Genomic DNA, 23,554 nt, shown 5'->3' with positions numbered 1-23,554 from the left:
GCCTCGCGATACATATCCGCTGCCATTAGGTAAATGCCTCCGTGAAGTATTTGGTAAACCTGAAAAGCCCGAATGCGCAGTTTGACTAAATAGGGATCAGAGCTCGGTCTACGTCTTTGTGTAATAATGGACAGGCTACTTCCGCGTAGATGCATGGATGCGTGGAAGCATATAAATACTCGAATTTAATTGATTTCATCCCCTAGTGTATTTGGCGTACCTATATCATGCACGGATTACTATTCGCCCCTCAGAGCCCTATTTCGACACGTGTACCGATCTTGCGGCGCCAGGTGTATATTGCCGCAAGACCATATTTGAAAGAACCAGAAAGAAGGATAATCTCTGGCTGTCTTCCGCGTATTTTACGCATAAATCTCACGCTGCATCGCTTAGTCCGCGACGCATAATATTTTAAGTGGCACAATGTAATATGAAGCGGGCGTTAGTACCGCACCTCACCTAAAATTGCACTCATGTACTACTCTTAATTCATCAGGATAAATCCAATATTGCTGCACGGGCACGTGACTTCCCTCCTAGGGCACTCTAGCTCACGCAACCAGTGTTATACACATAATGGGATACTAGGCTAAAGAGAGATTGCAAGATAATTTGTAAATTTTGCATACTTTTTCCTAAGAAATGCTAACATTTGGTAAACAAAATAAAGAATGAGACTATATGACATGGGGATCAGCTGTTTCAAAGGGAACGTCTAGAGACACGGCGATTGTTAAGGGTAAAAGTGCAAAAACGATTTCGACAAATCATAACGGCCAGAATGGTAATAACACAACCCAACCAATGACTTATGATGAATATGAGAATGCATTAAAATCGCTGGCAAAAACAAAGTTCGGGAATTTGTATTCATTTTCAAGCTTGGCATCACAACATTTAAGTCGACGCTCGAATGTTATGCTTGGCGCTGAAACAATGTACGCATTCATTTGCGACCCTCTATATCAGCTATTGGTACGCGATAATAGCGCACATACTTTTTTGAACGAATCTTGCATGAAGACAGTGTTCAGCTCAACGTTACGTATAGACTGCACAACGATGGGCAATCACGTAGCAGAACGTCGTACCGAGATAAAGAGAATTTGCAGTAATCACAAAGCTGAAAACTCCACAACATTACGCAAACGCAGCGAAGATATACTAGATAAAGCTGCTCACAAACTAACGCTACGCGCATGTGACATGTTATATACCAGCGCATATGAAACTACTAATTATAAGCTTCGGGAATATGACAGTGCCTTGAGGCTGCTGTACACTTCGTTTGTGTATGAAGCGGAGCGCTATGCAGCGTTCCCTGAGAATGGCTGCTCGTTGATAATGTCACTAATGCTTAAAAATCAAAATCTGCATTCTTGCATACGTAAATATGACTACTCTGAATTCTTGAACGAGTTGCGAGCACAAATGCTTCAAGATTCTATAATAACAAAACGCGTTTTGAAGACCGCAATGGCAGATGCTTTGCAACGAAACAAGAGGCTTTTTAATACCTTACTAACGTGTCTTGTATCATGCTCATCACCAGAGCTGAATGCATTTCCCGAACAAAAAAGCTTCCTTGTAACTGCTGCAACAGCCTGTATAAATCAGCTCATGCACTATAGTCCGAAGCTAAGTATTTCAATACACAAATTATTTATTGATAGAATTGACTGTACGAACTTATCAAGCGACGATGTGCTAACTCTTATAACCGAGCTGGGTAACGGCGCACCCGCCTTGGTGTCCGGCATATACATTCCTGACATATATCGTGAGGAAAAACCCATCATTGATAACAGCAACCACGGAATTGAGCGTATTATGGCCGCTACACTCATATTATATCCCGGGGCGAAAATAAGCGGAGAGGAAGTTTTATTGCACGAAGGCAAGCCAGTATTTACCAATCTAGAAAATGGCAAAGTAATCGCAGATCACCCATTTTTCAATGCTGGTGCTTCTGAAGACACTACTGATGCGCTGAATACTGCGATTTTATCTGACATTCGACAACTATTCTCTTCGGTGCGTGAAATGGTACCCAATCCGGATTGGGATGCCTTTGTCACACATTTACACGAGATTTGCGCATTAATGCGAAGTGAAGAGTTTGCAAAAACTGCCAAGAGGGAAATTTTATCAAAATCGTGCAGGGAGCTTCCTGGAGCCATTCTACATGATGATCACTTTTCCACCATCGCCTACGAAAGTATTTTACCAAGGGTAAACAATATCGAGAGATTTTTCCAAAACGAGAGACTTGCGCAGGCTGCACATTACTATACAAAACTCATGTATGATCCTGATAAAGAAATATTCTCTGCTGCAGATTTCCTTAAAGTGTCAGGATGTGTAGCTTCAGGAACCGCTACTGAGCAAGATAATACTGCAATTCCGACAAGGTTCTTTGAAACAATTGACAAACACTTACACAAGTATGTCTCGGGTCCAGACCGCGGCAGTGAATCAAGTGTACAGACAAACTCCCAAACAGTAAGTTCCGGTCTATGCTCTTTTACCGATAAAAATCAGTATAAACTTGCAGACCTAAGTACACGGGAAAGGGCTGAAATTACACAGACGCTATCAAGAAGGTCGTCCATGTCCGTAGTAGAGTGGGAAAGATGGTGTGCAACGGGCGCGGTTGCCGTATTTTTTGCGACAGGGTCAGTATATGCAGCATTTGCCTCACTGGTACCAATATGGGTAGCAGGAATGTTGGTTACGCAAAACGTAATACTACTCGTGTTTGCATGTGTGCAAACAACTGTTGAAGAGCGAAAGAGTTATGTAATGAGCGTAGATACTTCCGCTAGAAAAAATAAATGCGCATTTTGTGAGGGCGCTGCACTCTTACCTACTGGCAACGAAATAGCTCTGCCGGCACATGAACCAGGCGTTACAGTTGATCAAGGCACATCACAGGGATCACAATCTGTTGTGGCCTGCTCATCGCAGGTTTCTGTGCCAGGGTATGGGGCAGAAGCCATAGAAAATGTACCATCAGGAAGTATTTTGGATGCGGTATCCGTACCGGTATGTATGGAAGCGGTAGGGGTAACTGCTTGAAGGCATTTTGTGACGCGCAGGTCGTGTTGCTCACCATGGTGAACAACACGACCACACTACATGAACCCGTAATATACTGTTTCTGTTTTATCCAAAATGAATTATCAGGCTATACACACTGCAAATATATGGTGGGATCCTAGCTCAAAATAGATGTGGAGAATAAGAATCGCAGTTACCCCGATGAGAAACTATAACAAAGTATGTAAGCCTTTATCAGGGATCAATAGATCTCATACCAAAACACATTCACCAAATATATTTGTTAGTACTATATACAGTGACTACATCACAAAAATTAGTCTTTCGACCTGCTGTGACGCAAAATCGCATCATACCGCACCTTGACAATACCTAGCCACCTGAATACGCGCGGGTAGCCATAACTATATAAAGATGTTTCCTAAGAAAACAACACATTTAGACTGTTTTTGAACTTACTAAACAGCCCTACTATCACTTGCCGGCAAACATAGAGTAACGTCCCATCAAGAAAATATTACGTGCCATAAAAAATGTTTTACCTCATTTCCTCAACAGGAGTAATAGAGAAAATAGTCAGACCTGAGGCTATAACTATTGCCGTAGCCATAGCTATGTAAAGCCTGGCAGAAGTGGTATGTATGTCCCCTTCAACTATGAATCGCATATTGACATCCCTATTGCCATAGCTCCAAAGCGTGTGAAAAGCCTCAGCCACTTCCATAAGATAGAACGTTATGTGGTGTGGTTCGTAGTTACACGAAGATGATCTCACAACTTCTGGCCACATAGACAGCAATCTTGCTAGGGAAAGTTCATGTTCAGTAGACGCTTTGGAGAAATCTACTTCTTCTATCGGCAATATCTTTGGGCAATTTCGCACAATTGATCTAACTCTCGCATGAGCATATTGTATGTAAAAGATAGGACTGTCCTTTGACTCTTCCCTCGCCTTGGCAAAGTCAAAATCCAGGACCGCATCGTTTTTTCGCGTGAGCATCATAAACCTTGTAACATCCTTGCCAACTTCATCTATTACATCTCTGACAGTAAGAAACTCGCCACGTCTTTTTGACATCTTCACAGGGACACCATTTTCCAAGAAATTGACCATGTTATAAAGCTTGGCATCTATTGTTGACTTACCATCACTCAGTGCGTTGACCGCAGCCTTTATCCTTGAAACATAGCCTTTATGGTCAAAGCCTAGAACAATAACCATGCGGTCAAATCCTCTGGTTATCTTGTTAAAATGATACCCTATATCTCCTGCAAAGTATGTCCACGTGCCATCTTCCTTTTGCAGTGCTCTGTCAGAATCATCACCAAAATCCGTTGAACGAAAGAGCATCTGAACGCGCTGCTTCCACTCTTCATTATCCTCAATCCCCTTGGGTTTCTCAAGTGACCCATTGTATATTACTCCCTTGCGTTTTAAAGACGCAACACACTCTTCAATTACGTTTTCACGCTGCAGCTTATACTCAGAAATAAAAACATCGTGCTTTACTCCCATCCGTCCCAAGTCATCTTTTATAAGCCCCAATATGTATTCGAGAGTAAAGGTCCTAATTATTTCTTCCTTGTCCGTCGAATCAAGTAGTGTCTTACCGTATTCTTTAACCAAATTCTCAGCTATCGGCTTTAAGTATTCACCAGGATACATCCCATCGCCGATAGTAATCTCCTCACCGAGCGCTTCTCTGTATCTCAAGAGAACTGAAGAAACCAAGGTTTGTATCTGGCTTCCAGCATCATTAATGTAGTATTCCCTTGTGACGTCGTAGCCCACCCATTCCAGAAGATTTGACAGCACGTCCCCAAGAACCGCACCTCTCGCATGACCAATATGCATAGGGCCCGTAGGGTTAGCAGATACGAATTCCACATTTACTTTAGTACCATTACCGACATTAACACGTCCGTAGTCGCGCCCTAGTTTGTTTATACCCTTTATCACCCCATGCCATACACTGGGAAGGCAGCTGATATTCACGAACCCCGGAGAAGCTACAGTAACGCTCTGCACTCCACTAACACCTATCAAGGAATCACGCAGAGCGCTCGCTATATCCATTGGATTCATCTTCTTGAACTTTCCGAGTATTAATGCAGCATTTGTGTACACATCACCGTGCTGGGATTGCGCAGGAGCGCCAACTATAATTTTCTGTAGCAACGTTTCAGGAATATAGTTCTCCTCTTGCCATAATGTTTGAATCTTTTGTATAAGCACATCGCGGAAATAGCCAAACACATCAACATCACCGTCCAAAGACATACTGTCTTACCTATACTTTCGATTACTGCACAAAGTATATACCATTTGCAATGCAATGAAAGGCGTAAGGCCTCAGAGACGAAACGTGCTGCGGTTTTCAAGACAACAAGCCAAGTGTCACATTAAGTAACAAACACACATTGTACGGCATCGTAGCTGTGGAGACCGTGACAAATGGTCTTGACACTCATTTGCTCACACTTAACACTAAACAGAACCACATGTGGGAATATGCGTATATATGCAATGGCAAGATCACGGTATGGTAGTAAATATGTCACCTTACGGTGACACTCGCGTTATACTGTCTGTGTTTACACGTAACCACGGGCTTTACAATGGTCTCATCAGACGCTGCAGCAAAAAGCAATCACTGCAAATTGGTGACAGGATCTCAGTAACTTGGAGGGCTCGCCTCGTCAACAATTTAGGGTACTTTTCTTCCTACGAAGTTTTGTCCTCGTCATTTTATTCGTACTTCCAAGACAGATCAAAGCTCTTATGTCTATCATCGATCACTGCTACCATATACAAATCAATACCCACTAATTACGCCCATCCTTCTCTTTACGACTACCTGGTTGAATTTGCAGATGCAGCAGAAACTGGTAAACATTGGTACAGCAAGTATTTAAAGCTTGAGCTTGAGGTGTTATCACAGCTGGGATTTGCATTGGATTTATCAAAGTGTGCAGTTTACAATTCAACTGAGAACCTACAATTTATTTCTCCCAAGACCGGGCGTGCTATATCCGAAAAAGCTGGCGCGCAATACAGGCACATGTTGTTCCCACTACCTGGTATACTGCGCGACTTAAATAGAGGGATTTCCGTTGAGAGGTGTACGTCACGAGAATTCGCTGTTTGCCTACGTATCTTGGGATTTTTCTTACATAGACATCTACTCTCAGAAGATGCTAACTTCGTGGCACAGAGGAAAACAATGGGAGCATTGTTATTTTCAAAGGTTTCCCTTTAAAAAATATTCATCATTCCATGGTAGATGATAGAATACTCTGGCATTTTGTGTTTTTACTTAGAGGTTGTTATGCAGAAGCCTGGTGCAGGCGGTGATGCCGCTATGGGCCCAAACCTAGCAAGCGTTCAGTCATTGTTGAATGCCACACATGATCGTATGGGTGACGATGACGAAAACAGCAGGTCTGCCTTAGCGGTTATGAATGCAGTCTTGGCAACTCCTGCAGAGGCCCTAAAAAGTGACGTTGTGGGCAACATGTGTGCAAACCTCGATAAAGCTGTTCTCACTCTAGGAGCAAACCTACCGGCGCAGTTCAGCATTTTTAGTCCATCAAAAACCTCATTGGCCTTTGGATTTCCTATACTTTTTGAATCAATGCAAGGAGGCGAAGGCGGTGGTGATGATATGATGGGTGGCGATGGCGCAGTAGATGCCGGCGGTGACTCAGACGAGAGGCTCTTTGATGGCAGAGATGACCCGAGCATATATGACCCTTGGCACTTTGACCAGTACCCACATACGGATGAAACAATAGGCAGAGCAGCACATGGGCTTGAGGATGTGCAGTATGCAGGCGGAGAAAGAGGTGCACACTACGACTATTCCCCTTCTCCATCACCAGATTCTCACGACCACGATACAGGACGGGGAATGTGAAACACTTATTCTCAGAACAGGTGTTTATTGAATTTTCAGAAGATTGCCAATCGTGCCTGCGAAAGAAGTGTATGAGTGCAAGTAACTTGCTGGAATCGCAAAACCGCAACCGATAGGTAACCTTTCCACCGGACCATAAATCTTCACATCGTGGCAATTTTTTTCTCTCATAGCAAATAACAAATGTGATCCCTTCTCCGGAATCATAGAAATCGCATCTGCTTTTTAACTCCACAGACCACACTACCAGATTCGTCACTGAATTTGGCTTTTGTAGAAAACAAAATAGGAGTGCACTCATCTGATAAGTGGGTATGTCCACTGACCGTGCACGAAATGAGGAAATCACTGTAGCTTTACAGCAAGGAGGCACAGTCTTTCCCTACCGTATTCCAAGAAAATGCACATTGCATTCTTTTTCCATGCCACAAGGTTGCCTTGGATCCCACACAAGAATTAATTGGGTTGCCGCCCCATATTAAAAACACAATGATCTTGTTTAAATTTGAACCATGCAAGAACTTGCACGGCTGGTTGATTTCAAGCAGGAATGACCGCCATTTGACTAGCCAATGGCAACACATCAGGAAGTCTCAGCCGGCTGCCGCGGAATATAACCAACAGTTTTACACAGAAAAATACAGCGAGCTGTCAAAGACCACTCAGAACCGAATTGCGGAACCAAAAACACTCACAAGAAACGGAAAAGATGCAGAGCAAAACGCGCCCCACAGCCTAAGGGGCCTAACCGCGCAGTCCAAAAAACCATGAAACTAAGCACAGAAACACGTTGCGGGGAATGGAGTCGAACCACCGACCTTCAGGTTATGAGCCTGACGAGCTACCACCTGCTCTACCCCGCAAGAGAAGGTATCAAATTCTAAGGAGCGTTGCAAGAGTTTAAATATAAAAATTCGTTATCCCTTATAAATACCTAAATATTAGCCCACACGAGTAACCTATGAACCTGCAAACCTAACTACGCATCATAAAACTATAAGGCTTGATCACCTTCTCAAGGCAACACTAATTCCAGGCGCTCCGTTCCGATATAAAGTGCTGTTTAAACACGTCGCACTCATCGATTACGTGAGCTGGAATACTACCTTGTCTGCGGACAGTAAAACTACAAAGGGATTTACTGTAATCCGTAAACGGATGATTTTTGGAACAGAACATTATTAGCGATACATACCGATGCTCAAATATCACGGTGTTTATTTCTATAACGGAAACCGAAATAAGGTTTCTGCACCGGTTTAGCCCTGGCGTCAGCGAGCAACGCAATAATTTATAAAACTCTTTTTTACGTATCCCGTCTTACTGCCGTAGTTAAGAACAATGCATTTGCGTGTCAGATGTCCAACAAACTGTACCGCAATTTTTGTATGCAACTTTGCTATATTTCCTATCTGTCACAAAACAATACCGCAGTTAGCATTACGCGTTACTTTAAGTTATTCCCGAGACAACGATTTTAGTAAAACACCCAAGAACCATAGCTGGAACACTACCAGACAGACTAGATAGCATGAAATGCACTCCTCACTTTGTGCCGAACGATACCAGGTCTTTTCTAATTCCTTGGGCTATGGAAGGAACTTCTGAGAACAATTTTGGGAAAAATGCTCATGAAGTCGTAGCTGTTCACTTTAAGAACTCTTTGCCACAGTCCGTGGAAAAAAACACCCAACACAGCCCTAAGCCTAATCAAAGACTGAACAAGACATTCCATCAGGTCTCCCCTACGCGGGAGCAGCACATTTTTCAACAGCTTGCGCAAAAAATATGCGCAGCAGACAATGCTGTATCAACATGACCTTTATTAAATACGGCAGCACATCATAAAAATACCTCTGCAACGTACAATGTCACAGTAATAAAACAAGAAATGCCTCGGTACATAAAATTTGGAAAGTGCTTTCACAAGCACGTCGGTGAGGAAAGAAAATTATCTACTAGGATGTACGCGTGGTACAGGGCATGTCCCGATACCACGGTACTGCGCACACACCGTCGAGCGATATACTCAACTTATTTTATGGAAATGGGTAGAGTACTTTACCGTGCCTTGCACAGTAAAGTACTCTGGCTGGTGCGTGGTTGCTCTCGGCTTTATTACCGGCATACACCCATGTTGCCGCCGCTTCGATTTCTCTGATTCATGAGCTTTGCAACATTGCTGCCGGTTGTTGGTGCATCATCAGCGTCTATGCTGCACGAATCAAGGCCGCTGTCCTTAGACGCCTCCAGGCACTTTTTGTTATTATCAGACCTGTCTGCACCACATTCTTCCTCGGTCTCAGAGTTCAGAGGACTGATAGACGAACTTACAGATGAATATCCAGATGGAGGAAATTCACGCTCTTCTTCCTCATCCCAAGATGAAAGCTCATCTTCGTCGCGATCTTCATACTCTCTTCTTCTCTCAGCAAGAATGCCTTTCATTCCGCTAATAGCCTCAGATAGACTATTCATTATGGAACTACCGCCCAGGTTAGCGCTTATTTTGGTCTCAACCTTGCGAAGCTTGTCCTTCTGTGACGCAAGATAGCCCTTTAAGTTACTCATAAAGTTACTCCTCGCATCAGAAGAACGCTCCTTCTGAGCAACAGCATTCTCTCCGTGCATCATGGAAAGATCATTATTCCGCGGCGGCAACGGCGGCGCTAATTCTTTTGCATGTACATGCGCTATGTCCGCAGCATGCCCCTCGGTACTAACTTCACCAAGAGCACGTCTATCCATGGCATTGAGCTTATTGAGGAGAATCTCATCCCCTGCTGCACCTTTACCATGTCTTGCGACAGAATCAAACTGCCGGCTATCGGTATCACTACTCAAAGCCTGCTCTGATGCCTTATCACCTTCGTCAGGAGCATGTCTATTAGGTACTGTGCGCTCAATCTTGCCCTTATGTACGATTTCACGCTCACTATCACCAACTGAATCCGCACTAGGAGCAGCTCCTTTGCCCTTGATCTCCGCATACTCGGTATCTTCAATTCTACCAACATCAAGATCCAAATCATCCCTGCTGCTACTACGCAGTGTGCCATCGCCGAAAGAAGCATAAGTCAAATCGTCTGCAGCATCAGCAACATCTGGTGAATCCTTAACATCCATAGCCTCTTCAGCATGCAGTGAAGGCTTGCTTTCGCTCCTATCCTCACCCTTAGCAGTGAACTTACGCTTTGTCACCGTTGCATACTCTGGCTCGCTCTGTGCAGAAGCAATCTCATCTGGCACTATTCGCTCCTTAGCTGCACGTGTACTTGGAACATCGAGGTTCACGGTCGCTTCAGTGCGACGCACCTGAGGCTTACTGTCCTTGCTAGCAGGCTGCTTCGCCGGCGCATCCTCACGCGCAACAACAGTGTCATTACTGACTTCTGCAGCACTGGCTTTGGACTGTCCGTAGTCTGGAGCCGCTACATCCGGTACACCAATATTCATTGATACCTCGGTGCGCACTGAATGCCTTCTAATACCCCGATTATCATTGCCCGCACGGGTATACTCACCCTTCTTGGATGCCTGTGTTATAGGCTCTTGTGCCTGTGGAACACTATCAGGAGAAGGAGCTGCTGGCCTTATTATAGGATCTCTATCAACGCCTTCGCGGTCACTAGAGGGTGCATCCCTGCGTATTCTCTGTACATTCTCGTATATATGGCTACTTGCATCGCTCGCAAGAGACACGTCATTGTTTGCACTCGGAATAACCACGTTCTCATATATACCATCGCTTGCACGACGGCTAAGCTTTCCTTTGAGCTCACGTCCTTGTTCAGAGTCCGCACTAACACCATCAAGATTTGCGTATGACGACACCTCAGAACCCAGTTCAGTTTCCGATTCGTAATTGCTGATCCCAGACATCGCCGACAATTCGTCTATAGATGCGTACGGCGACACATCCAAGCAATCGTGATTTATCGTGTCATCATAGTAATCGCTCTGTTGTATATCTGGGCTTGGAGCCGCAAGGGACTTAGCCCTTGCTGGGTCACCAACATACACAGTACCAAGCCTTGTAACCTCTACATCACTCCTACGCTCATACTTCTTTTCTGATCTTTCTGAGAATGCTAACACTCCGTCGTAGAGAGTTTTCATAACAGAAGGCTTAAACCTAATTCTCTCGAAAAGCGTACGCTTACTGAGTGTTAAATCTGCTACATCACCAGCCGTGAAGCCTTTGTCATTTACGAGAGTGCGATCTGCACCATGGGCCATGAGGTACTTACACATCTTACCGTAGCCCCTTGAAGAAGCAAAGTGAAGAACAGTCTCACCATTGTAATACATCTGAGCATTGATCAAACCCTTGAAGTCCGAGTCGCTCAAAGCACCACGAGCTGTTTTCAGCATCTCCATTAAACCTTTCTCGCTAACCTTGTCAGACTGACAAGCCATATGAAGCACTGTTTCAGCATTGATTCTGTTCGCGTGCAATATACCCTCTGGGTACCTCTTCACACAATACTTGAACAGCTCAACATCACCTTTCCTTGCCGCTACATGAGTGAAAGTGTCACCCAACTTGTTACTACGAACAGGAGCAGCACCTCGGCTCAAAAGATATTTGATGACCTTACGTTCGCCAGCCTCAACAGCTTTGTGCAGCGGAGTATCGCCAATAAGCCCAGAGGAGTGGTTTACATCTGCCCCTTTAGAAACAAGCAGCTTAACCGCCTTCATATTAACCTTTCCGCTCCTCGCCTCAGGATTAGTTATCGCAGCTTCTAGAGGGCTAGTCTTCGAAGAGCCCGGTCTAACATTAACTTCGGCACCTGCACGAAGGAGATTTTGCAAACGGTCAGTTCCTTGCCTTCCACTAAAGCATTGGCTCTCGAAGCCCACGGTCAAAGTGGGCTCCTCTCCCACGTTAACTCTTACGTGCTTGCTTACCAAGTACACAGCAAGCTCAGGATGCCCACCTCTAAGGGCCTCTTTTACAAGACCTGTTTTAATACCCTCAGGAGATCGTAATTCACCCTTTATTTTTACGCCACGTTTAGCGAAGGACTTAACTAGATTCTTTGATCCACATCTAGCAGACTCTACCGCCAGTACATCTATACTTGGCTCTCCGGGAACAAGCAGGTCAAGCACCTTCTCGGAATTTTTAACCTTACCCTTATACTCACGTATTATGTACGTTACTGGAGTGACTCCCTTACTGTCCCTCTTCCTGACAGGATCAAATCCTCTGTTTTTCCTTGCAATGATATCTTTCAAGAACTTTGTGTCACCTTTAGCAGCGGCATGGTGCACAATGGTTAGGCCATCCTTGCTAGCAGCGTTAACGTCTACGTGGCTGCTCCACAGGATTTTGTCACATGCACTTCTTTTGCCCTTTTTGTAGGCACTCACAAGAGGTGTCTCCCCTGTGACAGGTGATGGCTCATTTATTGCCGCATTATCTTTACCGCTCCTAAAGACAGCCTCAAGCTTTTGATCTCTATCTTTAGTGCGCAAATCGCTATCTACGAGAATATGGTATAAGTTACTTTGGTCGCTGCCGACTCCAGCATTTATTACTTCCGCAGAAGAAGATCTAAGAACTTCTTCAAAGATCTCGGGAGTTGACAAAGTTGCCGCAATATGAACAGGCGCTTTACCATCAAAGTCAAGCTCATCAAACGCTTTCGTACCATACCTGTGGTAAGCTTCGCCTATGACCTCCTTTGCAAGTTCTACCGTAGCTTTGTCACGGCTTGAGCACGCTATATGCAAAACGGAAAGGGTCTCACCACCTTCCCCTGTAACAGCTTCTCTGACGCTAGGAGCACGACCCAAATCTCTGTCAGCATCTCTCATGCTCTCCTTAAAGACACGCGTAGAACATGGCAGACCTCTACTGGCAATATGAGAAAGAGGTGTATGGCCATCCTTATCAGGTGAAAAGATCGCAGTGGTATAGCCAACCGTACCATTTTTTCCAGGTTCAACTGCAGCACGCGCCTTACTCAAGAAAATCTCTATGTCCTTGCTGGACCATGTCTTACAGACTGTTCCTAGGGCGTTTTCGCCATTCCTATCACTAGCTGAAATAACAGTACGTGGGCCAAGAAGTGCGCCCGAAACATTAACGCTAGCCTGCTTTACAGCAACATGCAGAGCTGTGTCCCCAGCGAAGTTCACCGCATTTAGCTCACTACTGGACGCTGCATCGCGCAAAATCTTTGCGTTATCTTCAGCATTTGCATGCTTTGATCCCGCTACCACATGAAGAGGCGTATCCCCATCTATATTGCGTACTCCGACTGAGCCCCCAACTGCAACAAGTATTCCGAGAATACCTGGGTCAGCACCAACTCCGCACGCTTTGTGCATTACGGTGTTACCCTTCTCATCTATAGAAGTGTCAATCATACCCTTGGGCATTAGCAACGAAATTGCTGTAGCTTCGTAAAAATCTCCCTTCTCTATATGGTCAGAGATCTCCTTTGCACAGCTGTATGCCACATCACTCTGGGAAAAATTCTCATTGACCCACTTTTGACAAGCCATCACTACCTTATTCCTAGCTTGCCCTGGGGTAATGCCACTAGCATCTGGTATACCATATGCACAGCCATACTTCTCCGCACATGCATAAAATGCTGGATCATTAGCAATAGCAGCCATGTGCATTAGGGTCCTTCCACTCTTATCTATGGTGTTATTGATACTTTTTGTTGGTATCCTGCTAAGTGCCAACTCAAATCTTCTGATATTCTTTGCAGCAACCGCATCTACGGCGTTCTTAATCTGCATGTCTATATATTCGCGTGATACTTTCGTGCCCATTGTTGTGGCCTCTTTAATAATCAAATGACGTACAGTGAATTTGCACTTGCTCCCATCTGCCTTGCAGACACCTACGTCTTGCCTTTTGCAGTAGGTTATTTTGAGAGCTCTTGTGGAGTAGTTTGAGTAATAGCGTAGCCTTTGAATTATTAATTTCTTCTTAAAATTAGCATAATATTCATAAACATATACCCTTAGTTATATGCGGAAAATTGTCTTCCTGTGGGAATATACGCCTATTACTGAAGTCGCATAGGAAGACCTCAGAAATCAGTAAAAATATAAAACCTACGTCATTGAACAGACTAAGCGCTCTATAGCCAAATCCGTAAAACAAATAAACGCTACTATGGCCAATTTAGCAAAATTTCTTGGCTCACTCTGCTCAAACACTGCGGAATCATATAATCTAAATAAACCACCACTAGTTCGCAGAACACTTTCCTGGATTTACAAAACCAGCACCCAGTATTCGTTGTCTCCTATGACACTATATGCGCATTAGCATCGTGCCACAAAACCGACCGCTGGGCGTCTGCATAGGGAACTGCATTCTAATTCTTAGATGATGCGTGGCCCTAATACATGCTACAAAAGACAAAGTATTCCTCTATACTTAGAAGCTTCGCTATTTCACGACGCGTGCACCCAGGAATTCTATGTTCCATTCGAGGGTGATACCAAACTTCTCCTCTACAAGTCGCCTCACTTCATGGCCCAAATCCTCTATTTCGCTGGCAGTTGCTCCTCCTATATTCTCTATGAAGTTACAGTGCTTCTCCGAAATAATTGCGTTACCACGCTGCATGCCTCTACACCCCGCTTCTTCTATCAAAACCCTAGCCTCCTTGTTATCCTCGGGATTCTTGAAAACGTACCCAATGACCTTTCCCGTGTATATAGGCTGAGAAGCGTTTCTCCTGAGCACTAATTCACTCATCGTACTTTTTATAGAGCTTAATTCTGCAGGTTGGCCCACAAATGTAGCCTCAACAAAAATCCATTCCCCACACAAACCATGCCTGCGATATGAATACTCCATGTCGTCTTTGGATAAGGTGCAGATTTCACCGTACTCATTTACAGCGCGAACTGAGTGCAAAACAGAAGCAATATCTTTGTCATACGCACTCACATTCGTAGCAACTGCTCCCCCTACAGTGCCTGGTATGCCAACACAAAACTCAAACCCTGTTAAGGAATTCTCACGCGCAAACGCAACAAGCTCAGTAAGAGCTGCCGCGCAACCCACAGTTATCGTATTGCCATCACAGGTCATATCTGCAAACTCGCGGCCAAGTTTTATTATAACTTTGTCTACAACACCATCTCTGATGATTACATTTGAACCCGCGCCCAATGCTTTAACTGAGAATGACGTACATCGCAAGAACTCCGCCAAATCCTCAGCATCCTGCGGCTTAAACATAAGAGGCGCCACTCCGCCTACTCCCGTCCAAGTCATACTGTGCATTTTCACGCTCTTTTTATATGCCCCCAAAACCTTGGGTAGCTTATAACCCGTGAAGGTGTAACTCATGTTTCAGTACTACCCCCATTTCATATCCAGATTTTTCCGCATTTTCTTCCTCAAAAACCCGTTCCGTAAATACCACGTTACCATCACCATCAGACAACATACACTTCATAATGATGATATCAGCACTTATATACCTGGCCATAGCCGCCATAGGAGTGTTGCAATCTCCCTCAACAGCCTTTAGGAAACTTCGCTCCGCCAGTACTGTGGTATATGATCTATGACAGTTCAGCCTCTGTAAAATTCTTCGCATATTTCTGTCGTATTTGCGACACTGCACACATATTGCCCCCTGGCCCACTGCTCCCAGCATGATATCCGGAGATAATATCTCCCGTATCAAGTCCCTTCTTGCTATTCGATCTATGCCAGCTTCGGCCAGAATTATTCCATCACACACTCCATCATGCATTTTGGATATCCTGGTGTCTATGTTACCTCTCAACGGCACAATTTCCAAATCGGGCCTAACAGCCAACAATTGCACTTTGCGGCGCACAGAAGAAGTGCCTATCTTGGCCTTAATGGGTAATGAACTGATATCCGTATACTTTGAAGATATAAAAACATCACGAGCAGAACCCCTCGGAAGTACACAGGGAATGTCCAAATCTTGAGCATATTGACCAGGAACATCTTTAGCAGAGTGAACAGCAATGTCTATCACATTACCCAAAAGCGCTTCTTCTATCTCCTTGATGAATAGGCCTTTGCCACCTATCTCGTACAGGGGAACATCCGTAATAGCATCACCTGAAGTCTTGATAGTTATGATACATGAGGATAGCTCTGGAAAAGATGCGTGGATCGCATCCCTTACGAACTTCGCTTGGGCCAACGCAAGCGCGCTACCTCTTGTCCCTATTCTTACAACCACAACGTCACCCACTACAGCTATGGCACAGCGTAGCCTGCCATTTATTCATACAAGCCACCGTATATGTAGCAAATTAAGCCAAGATTGGCAAAACCTGTGTACTACTGAGGCTATAACACAATCTATGATTACCGGTGTGACAGAGCCGTGTTTGAGGATAAGGCCTTATAATACCAAAAGCTCTGCGCGAGACAGATGCCCTACCTACGTGCCACTTGCAGCACCACAATCTTCAACACTAATCACACAAACTCTCACGAGCCAAGTCTCCCGCCAAAAACAAAGATCCACAAACCAATATAGTCGAGTCGTAGCTTGTATCTCCAATGCTAATGATCTTGTCTATTGAAGACCTTATGTCTTCTTCTGCAGAAGCAGATATACCTAAGGATACCGCATCTCTCATAATATCCTCCGCAGGCTGCGCCCTGTACTCTGCCTTGACACAAACAGCACACAAATATCTTATGTGCTTTTTCAGATGCGATAAAAACTCCTTACAGTCCTTTTCTTTTGTCATTCCTATTATGACGTATACATCCTCATGCTTCATGTGCGTTCCTATCCAATCACTCAAGGCCTCAGCCCCAGCTGGATTATGTGCACCGTCCAAAAATAATTTCCAATGCTCTGGTAGCATCCTATAGAGAGCTCCAGAAGTTATCCTTTCAAGTCGAGCTGGCCATACCGTGCTCTCAATCCCCTTTTCCATGTCCTCATGGCATATGTCATAGCCAAACTTTCCCGTAAGCACACTGCATGCAGCTATAGCATTACCCGCGTTGTATACCTGATGCTCCCCCGCAAGCGATGGAAGCGGGAAGACATATTCTTCAGAACTGCGAAATACCAAACTGCCTTCATCCTTTTTACAGGACCACTCATCGCCATGCCTATATATAGGGGCACGATTCTCCGCTGCATGGAACTCAACCGTTCTTTTAGCGGATTCAAACTTCTGTGCTGCAAGTACACAGGTAACTCCTTCCTTTAATATCCCCGACTTTTCTCCCGCTATTAGCTCCACTGTGTTTCCAAGAAAACTTGTATGGTCAAGGGATATAGATGTAATCACAGTCAGTATCGGAGTGACGATATTAGTAGCATCTAGCCTGCCTCCCATGCCCACCTCAACAAGAACTATATCGGCATCAACTCTTGAAAAGGCTAGGAAAGCGGCAGCAGTCGTTGCCTCAAAAAATGTCACCGTAAGATCTTCAACACAAACCCTACACTCTTCTAGAATCTCGTACAAGTAGGAGTCTGCGATTTTGGTCCCGTTAAGCACAATCCTTTCGTTAAACTCAAGCAAGTGTGGCGAAGTATAGACATGTACTCGTAGACCTGACGCTTTCAGAATGTGATACAAAAAGGCTATTGTCGAGCCTTTACCATTAGTGCCAGCAACGTGAATAACAGGTGGCATACGCTTTTCGGGATCACCAAGCCTTGCCAGAATCTCCCTCATCCTGTCTAGAGTTGGACGCTCAGGCTTGACCTCCAAAACCTTCGGCCAGTGTGGCATATATACCATATCTCATAGCCACAAATCACAAACAACATCGGTACTCAGCCCCAAAGTCGCACCCTGCGTGATGACGCGACATGTGCAGCGTACCCCAGGATTCTACGGAAATACAAGCTCCCTTTCAAGTACCAACATACCACACCATAAAAAACGTGCTTATATGCTTATGTATGGCAATAGTGGCCGTCACAGTGGGATCAATTTCCTTGGCTGCATATTTAAAATGGGTACAATTAACGCCCCACTACGGCAAAAGTATGGCGTAATGTATCGCCTACCACAATGTGGCTAGCGACAAAGTCTACGATATCTCCGAGAAATCCTTTATCGAGCACTAAAAAACTGATGCATTTAGTGATACTCACTTGCTCAAGTTACTTACTTCTAAACAGTGGTGTTTCGCTTTTAGTATGTGTTCGCAAGTTGGAAGCAGGTCTTTGCATGCGTCCCTACTAAATCGGTTGCCTTGCCATGAAAGTATGTTAACCTCCCATCACGATTTAGCATAGTTTTGGCTCGTCTTTTATGAAGGAAGAACTTCTCAAACTTTCGATGCTTGAAGCACATAGATGTATGAAAAAGGGGGAATTTTCCGCTTCTGAGCTAGTGGGTGCTTACATAGAACGAATGGAAAGCGAGCAGCTGAATGCTTTCGTTACAAAAACACCGGAGCTAGCCCTAGAAAGAGCAAAGAAAATTGATGAGCTACTATTAAAAGGTGAGCCCATAGGCCCTCTCGCAGGTATGCCGATAGGAGTCAAAGATCTCTTCTGCACCAAAGGGGTCCGTACAACGGCTTGCTCAAAAATATTGCAGAATTTCGTACCAACATACGAATCAACAGTAACCCATAATCTGTGGAACGACGGAGCAGTAATGCTGGGCAAACTAAATATGGATGAGTTTGCTATGGGCTCTGCTAATAGTTATAGCTGTTTTGGGCCGGTAAAAAATCCCTGGAAAGGCGCGAATAATGAAGAACTTACCCCTGGGGGGTCGTCAGGCGGCTCCAGTGCCGCTGTATCTGGGCTATTGTGTATTGCAGCCACTGGGAGTGACACCGGTGGCTCAGTAAGACAGCCTGCTGCACTGTGCGGCATAGTAGGGGCAAAACCAACTTATGGCAGGTGTTCCAGATGGGGAATGATAGCCTTTGCAAGCTCGCTCGACCAAGCTGGAGTACTTACCCGAACAGTTGAGGATGCCGCAATGATGCTACAGTCAATGTGCGGATATGATCAAAAGGACTCCACATCATCAAGCGTTGACGTTCCCAATTTTATGGAGAGTATCACCTACGATATTAAGGGTAAGCGCATTGGTATCGCGAAAGAGTACATTGTTCCCGACAATAAGGAAAAAGAAGATGCATCAGCAATGCTGAACAAATGTATGGGGCATTTGCGGGACTGCGGGGCTGAAATTATTGATATAAGTTTACCCCATACAAAGTATGCGCTACCTGTGTACTACGTGGTGGCTTCGTCTGAGGCTTCGTCCAATCTGGCTCGCTACGATGGTGTTAGATACGGAGCACGCGCCGAAGCAGAAACCGTGGATGACATGTACGAGCTTACAAGAAGCCTCAATTTTGGGGAGGAAGTAAAGCGAAGAATACTCATAGGGGGATACGCGCTGTCTTTTGGATGCTATGAGGCATACTATGAAAAATCACAGAAAGTGCGACAATGTGTTATGCAGGATTTTGATGAGGCCTTTAAAAAGGTAGATTACATACTTGCACTAACGACCCCAAGGAATTCTGTGGGTTTGAGAGAAGAGCTTGGAACCTTAGACCGATACTATTGCGATATTTTCACGGTGCCAGCTAGTTTAGCGGGGCTGCCTGCAATATCCGTTCCGTCTTCCTTGTCGAGTCGCGGATTGCCTATGTCGGTTCAGGTCATAGGCAAGCACTATGACGAGGGAGGTATTTTGAATGTTGCTGCCATCATACACAAGAATTCTGGCGATTTGCTAAAACACCTACATGGCTTTTGAGGTTGCTCGGTAAACACTGCATAAGGAAGCACCCGCAAAACGACGCATATGCTGGTGCAGTACTTAAAGTGCGTGGCGACTGTGGGATAAACGGCACATTGGAAATACCAGCAGAAAGTTTTACTGGAACATCGCAGCACATGCCATTTTGAACAGGTCATCAGAAGTTACTCACTAGAGCAAATGCTCAAAGCTTGTAATTCCGTATAGTATGTTACCTTCGTATGTATTTGCCCGGGAGCGGTCCCCCTTACCCAATATTAAAGAACCAGCGCCAGCCCGATCAGATGGCACATTTTCCACACATCGTGCCCGTAACGCTCACCGAGAAATCCTTTGCACAAAAATGACTTCCCAAAATGCCCACACTGAAAATTGGCTAACTTGCCTAACAACACACGGCAAAATTCGCCGTCATAGCGGTTTTTTACGAATTATAAAATTTACACAATAGCCCATGCATTGATTATGCAGCAAAATAACCGCCACATCGCTCCGATTAACAAGACACACAGTGATTTTTTTCCCTTGTATGTCACCTGAAGTGCCCTATTAAAAGGAATGTAATTGTTTGTTAAGACAAGACCTATCGTAATGCCTCCCACATAAAAATTCGTGCATTCGATATGCGCATATGTGAGTCCTACATCGCATCATAAACCGCTACGACATTGTAAGACTCCGCTTAGATATGGCCACCTTACGATATATATATGCATCCATCTCTATAAGCTTTTGCTAGGTCAGATGGCATCCTGTCGCTCAGCATATTTCGTATCCCATATTGGAAATGATAAGAACAATCTATAAAATGCAGCTGACAGCCGCTAAATCCTCACACACATATCAGCCTCTTTAAGTCGCGTGCCCGCTAACAAAACCACTGTGTGCTGTCGTGTATGGAACAACGGAAGGATACTTGTATCACTGACCCGGTCTAAATAGTATTGCATCTACGGAGCATAAGTCTTAGACTGTCAGTGTTTTTTCGCATGTTGTGTATACGTTGCAGGATTGGTTGTGGCTGGTCATTCGCAGTTTGCAAATATAAAGCATAGGAAGGGTGCTCAGGATGCTAAGCGTTCTAAGCTGTTTACGAAGTTGCGGAAGGAGATAATCGTCGCCGCAAGGAGTGGCTCTCCTGTGCCCGAGCTTAACCCGGGGCTTAGGTCCGCTATAGCCTCAGCAAAGGCTATGAATCTGCCAAAGGATCGTATAGAGGCTGCGATAAAAAGTGCACAGGGTAACGAGGCTGATGATAGCTATGAAAAGGTCACGTATGAAGGTTACGGCCCTGCCGGCACTGCTATTATTGTACAAGCCCTGAGTAATAATCGAAATAGAACCGCTGGTGAACTCAGGCATATATTTTCCCGGCATGGCGGTAAACTTGGAGAAAAGGGCAGTGTAAGCTACCTCTTTGACCATGTTGGGTTGGTAGTATACGGCTCCGAACAGGTTGAGAGCTTCGACGTAATTTTTGATGAGGCAACAAGCTTAGGGGCTATAGACCTTGAAGAACATGATGATGGTCAGGAAAAGACGTACAGTGTTATATGCAAGGTTGAGGACTTCGGTAAGATCAGGGATGGCCTGTATGAAAAGTTCTCTGATGGGCTCGTAGCAAGGTTGTCCTGGAGGCCAAAACAACGCGTGCATTTGTCCACTCAAGAAGCTGTAGACAAGGTTTTGAATTTTGTTAACGACCTAGAAGATAATGACGATGTACAGCACGTTGAGGGAGATTTCGAGCTTCAGGTTAGTACAATCTAAACAATTAGTTAGTGGCGGTAACACCTTTTGTGGCTTGCTTTTTTATCGTCTATCTGCTATATTCGGCTGGTTGCCTAGCTATGGTATTTATGTTCAAGCTTTTGTTGTGCTTGGTTTTATTGTTCGTGGTTTTCAATAGGTTGATGTCTAATAAAGCGTAGCTTCACGCTATGTTATTCTGTTGTGCGGGTTCTCTTGTATGCATGGAAGGTCAGTGATTTTCGAAGATATGTCACTAGTTGCTGATGACATAGCGTACATTGCGAGGTGTCTTTGACATTGGTGGTCTTGAGGCGTGTCTAGAGGATCTCGATAAGAGGTGTTCCTCCCCGTCCTTATGGGATGATGCCGACAACGCAAAAAAACTGCTAAGTGAGCGGGCTAAAAAAGTCGAAATGGTTGAGTCTTTCCGTAAGCTGGAAAGAGAATACAGAGATTTGGTGGAACTAATTGAGCTAGAAGATGGTGACACTGGCTTTCTGTCCGCAATTGCCGAGGATTATGCTAATCTCAAATTGCGCGTTGCACGAAGGAAAACTGAGTGCATGTTCCGTGGGGAAGCTGATTCAAGTGGGTGCTTTTTAACAATACGTTCCGGCGCTGGTGGGACAGAAAGTAATGACTGGGTATGTATGCTCCTACGCATGTATACACGATGGGCAGAGTCACACCACAGTTTTAGTGTCGAAACCGTCGATTCGGTTGATGGAGAGGAGGCCGGGCTCAAAGCCGTTACCCTGAAAATGAATGGGGAAGGCGCTTATGGGTGGGCTAAGACTGAAAGCGGTATACATCGCCTGGTTCGCATATCTCCGTTTGATTCTGCTGGAAAGCGGCATACCAGTTTCGCCAGCGTAGAGGTTTCGCCTATAGTGAACCACGAGATTGACATTAAAATTCTCGAGAAAGATCTTAGAGTAGACACATACAGAGCATCGGGTGCGGGTGGGCAGCACGTAAACAAAACCGAAAGTGCCGTACGCATAACCCATATACCTTCTGGTATGGTGGTGCAGTGTCAAACGAGTCGCTCGCAGCACCAGAATCGCGCAGAAGCATTTTCCCTACTAAAAAGCCGCCTTTACGAGTTGGAATTACAAGAGCGTGAAAAAAAGATGGCTGACGATCATCAGAACAAGTGTGCAATAGGTTGGGGGCACCAAATTAGGTCGTACGTTCTGCATCCGTACCGCATGGTCAAAGACTTGAGAACTGGGTTTGAGACAGGCAATGTAGATGCGGTTATGGACGGAGACCTTGATCCATTCATAACTGCAGCTATTGTCCATGATTCTCGTGGAGGCGATAGAAAGTAGTTTGCTTATAAAAAAGCGCCCTGCACTATTTCATGTACGCAAGCTATCTACTTACGACAACACGCGATCTATCACCAGTGCAATTGGAAACAATACCAGAGCTCATGCAGTTGAGTGGAAACTGAGCACGTGAACGCCAGTGTTTTGTTTGTGCACAGCTAAGCTATAACCCACAAACTTCGAGAGAAGAACCTTGGCATAACGGACAGTACAGAAATTAAAACTCAATGGAACTCGTGAGCAGTGAGCGCCCCAGTATTACAACATGGCTGTTCCAAAACCCTTGCAAAGAAAACCAAGGGAGTGCGCGGTTAATTTTGCTACTGTGTATCACAGCCTTAAAAACGCAATATACGCCACGCTTCAACCACGTCAGCGACTATTCGTAATCCTGCATAGCATAAAGGGATTTGCGTAAATTCATAATAGCGTATGTAAATGGGCTAACAGCAGTTATCGCTTAGCCCTGGCTAATACAGTACTCTCTACTTGAAAAAACATAGTGTGTGATTGCGAAAAAACTCGTCAACAACGCGCGGACATGTTCTACGCCGGGTATGGAATAATTTTGTGCCTTATTACACATGGGCACCGTCCATAATCATTCGGAACACGCAAAAAATGCACCTGTCCCCCTTTGCACTGGAAAAAGCAGTTTAACCCTAAATAAGCGTCACCAGACCATTAACCAGGCAACCAGGCAACCAGGCAACCAGGCAACCAGGCAACCAGGCAACCAGG

Annotated in this window: 12 protein-coding genes and 1 tRNA gene; 6 read left to right on the top strand and 7 right to left on the bottom strand. The window is 44.9% G+C overall.

The annotated features are described in order from the left end of the window. The first annotated feature begins 684 nt into the window (after positions 1-684). Positions 685-3,081: a hypothetical protein gene (locus tag PGW94_RS02390; protein WP_271758267.1), complete on the top strand. Its 2,397-nt coding sequence runs from the start codon at positions 685-687 to the stop codon at positions 3,079-3,081. 520 nt (positions 3,082-3,601) lie between these two features. On the opposite strand, the gene argS is transcribed toward PGW94_RS02390, so the two are convergent. Then, positions 3,602-5,344, bottom strand: coding sequence for an arginine--tRNA ligase (gene argS, locus PGW94_RS02385; protein WP_271758265.1), 1,743 nt, complete (start codon positions 5,342-5,344; stop codon positions 3,602-3,604). Positions 5,345-5,585: 241 nt separating this feature from the next. On the opposite strand from argS, the gene recO reads away from it, so the two are divergent. Then, on the top strand, positions 5,586-6,323 hold the full coding sequence (recO, locus tag PGW94_RS02380; protein WP_271758263.1) for a DNA repair protein RecO: 738 nt from the start codon (positions 5,586-5,588) through the stop codon (positions 6,321-6,323). Positions 6,324-6,392: 69 nt separating this feature from the next. After that, the gene (locus PGW94_RS02375) at positions 6,393-6,980 is read left to right on the top strand and encodes a hypothetical protein (protein ID WP_271758261.1); all 588 of its coding nucleotides are present in this window, start codon (positions 6,393-6,395) and stop codon (positions 6,978-6,980) included. Positions 6,981-7,770: 790 nt separating this feature from the next. On the opposite strand, the gene PGW94_RS02370 is transcribed toward PGW94_RS02375, so the two are convergent. The 6 genes from PGW94_RS02370 to PGW94_RS02345 all read right to left on the bottom strand — a co-directional run bounded on the left by PGW94_RS02370 (position 7,771) and on the right by PGW94_RS02345 (position 17,729). Further along, positions 7,771-7,843, bottom strand: a tRNA-Met gene (locus PGW94_RS02370). Positions 7,844-8,556: 713 nt separating this feature from the next. After that, a complete protein-coding gene (locus PGW94_RS02365) occupies positions 8,557-8,715 on the bottom strand; it encodes a hypothetical protein (RefSeq protein WP_271758259.1) in 159 nt (52 codons plus the stop codon). 383 nt (positions 8,716-9,098) lie between these two features. Continuing rightward, the gene (locus PGW94_RS02360; protein ID WP_271758257.1) at positions 9,099-13,778 is read right to left on the bottom strand and encodes an ankyrin repeat domain-containing protein; all 4,680 of its coding nucleotides are present in this window, start codon (positions 13,776-13,778) and stop codon (positions 9,099-9,101) included. A 628-nt stretch (positions 13,779-14,406) separates the two neighbouring features. Continuing rightward, on the bottom strand, positions 14,407-15,318 hold the full coding sequence (gene murB / locus PGW94_RS02355) for a UDP-N-acetylmuramate dehydrogenase (RefSeq protein ID WP_271758254.1): 912 nt from the start codon (positions 15,316-15,318) through the stop codon (positions 14,407-14,409). Then, entirely contained in the window at positions 15,293-16,195 is a 903-nt protein-coding gene (gene hemC / locus PGW94_RS02350) for a hydroxymethylbilane synthase (RefSeq protein ID WP_271758252.1), read from the bottom strand. The genes murB and hemC overlap by 26 nt, the downstream gene beginning before the upstream one ends. A gap of 238 nt (positions 16,196-16,433) precedes the next feature. Next, positions 16,434-17,729 carry a bifunctional folylpolyglutamate synthase/dihydrofolate synthase gene (locus tag PGW94_RS02345; RefSeq protein WP_271758250.1) on the bottom strand — a complete coding sequence of 432 codons (1,296 nt, stop codon included), beginning with the start codon at positions 17,727-17,729 and terminating at the stop codon, positions 16,434-16,436. Positions 17,730-18,248: 519 nt separating this feature from the next. Here PGW94_RS02345 and gatA point away from each other — a divergent pair. From gatA to prfB, 3 genes are all read left to right on the top strand, one after another. Continuing rightward, positions 18,249-19,724 (top strand): Asp-tRNA(Asn)/Glu-tRNA(Gln) amidotransferase subunit GatA, encoded by a 1,476-nt coding sequence (gatA, locus tag PGW94_RS02340; RefSeq protein WP_271758248.1) that lies wholly within the window; start codon positions 18,249-18,251, stop codon positions 19,722-19,724. Between the two features lie 1,020 nt (positions 19,725-20,744). After that, positions 20,745-21,497 carry a YebC/PmpR family DNA-binding transcriptional regulator gene (locus PGW94_RS02335; protein WP_271758246.1) on the top strand — a complete coding sequence of 251 codons (753 nt, stop codon included), beginning with the start codon at positions 20,745-20,747 and terminating at the stop codon, positions 21,495-21,497. 229 nt (positions 21,498-21,726) lie between these two features. Continuing rightward, a protein-coding gene (gene prfB, locus PGW94_RS02330; RefSeq protein WP_410519519.1) for a peptide chain release factor 2 occupies positions 21,727-22,813 on the top strand; the annotation gives its coding sequence in 2 pieces (ribosomal slippage) (positions 21,727-21,753 and positions 21,755-22,813; 1,086 coding nt in all). The last annotated feature ends 741 nt before the right edge of the window (positions 22,814-23,554 follow it).

Source organism: Candidatus Anaplasma sp. TIGMIC, from assembly GCF_028204095.1.
Classification (GTDB): domain Bacteria; phylum Pseudomonadota; class Alphaproteobacteria; order Rickettsiales; family Anaplasmataceae; genus Anaplasma.
The sequence above is the reverse complement of the archived record's forward strand: the minus strand, read 5'-3'. Positions and strand labels throughout refer to the sequence as shown.

What these genes read in the sequence shown, in the direction of transcription:
- PGW94_RS02345 (WP_271758250.1), bottom strand. Translation starts at nt 17,729, where the DNA reads ATGGTATATATGCCACACTGGCCGAAGGTTTTGGAGGTCAAGCCTGAG.
- murB (WP_271758254.1), bottom strand. Translation starts at nt 15,318, where the DNA reads ATGAGTTACACCTTCACGGGTTATAAGCTACCCAAGGTTTTGGGGGCA.
- PGW94_RS02375 (WP_271758261.1), top strand. Translation starts at nt 6,393, where the DNA reads ATGCAGAAGCCTGGTGCAGGCGGTGATGCCGCTATGGGCCCAAACCTA.
- PGW94_RS02390 (WP_271758267.1), top strand. Translation starts at nt 685, where the DNA reads ATGACATGGGGATCAGCTGTTTCAAAGGGAACGTCTAGAGACACGGCG.
- argS (WP_271758265.1), bottom strand. Translation starts at nt 5,344, where the DNA reads ATGTCTTTGGACGGTGATGTTGATGTGTTTGGCTATTTCCGCGATGTG.
- gatA (WP_271758248.1), top strand. Translation starts at nt 18,249, where the DNA reads ATGAAGGAAGAACTTCTCAAACTTTCGATGCTTGAAGCACATAGATGT.
- recO (WP_271758263.1), top strand. Translation starts at nt 5,586, where the DNA reads ATGCAATGGCAAGATCACGGTATGGTAGTAAATATGTCACCTTACGGT.
- PGW94_RS02365 (WP_271758259.1), bottom strand. Translation starts at nt 8,715, where the DNA reads ATGGAATGTCTTGTTCAGTCTTTGATTAGGCTTAGGGCTGTGTTGGGT.
- PGW94_RS02360 (WP_271758257.1), bottom strand. Translation starts at nt 13,778, where the DNA reads ATGGGCACGAAAGTATCACGCGAATATATAGACATGCAGATTAAGAAC.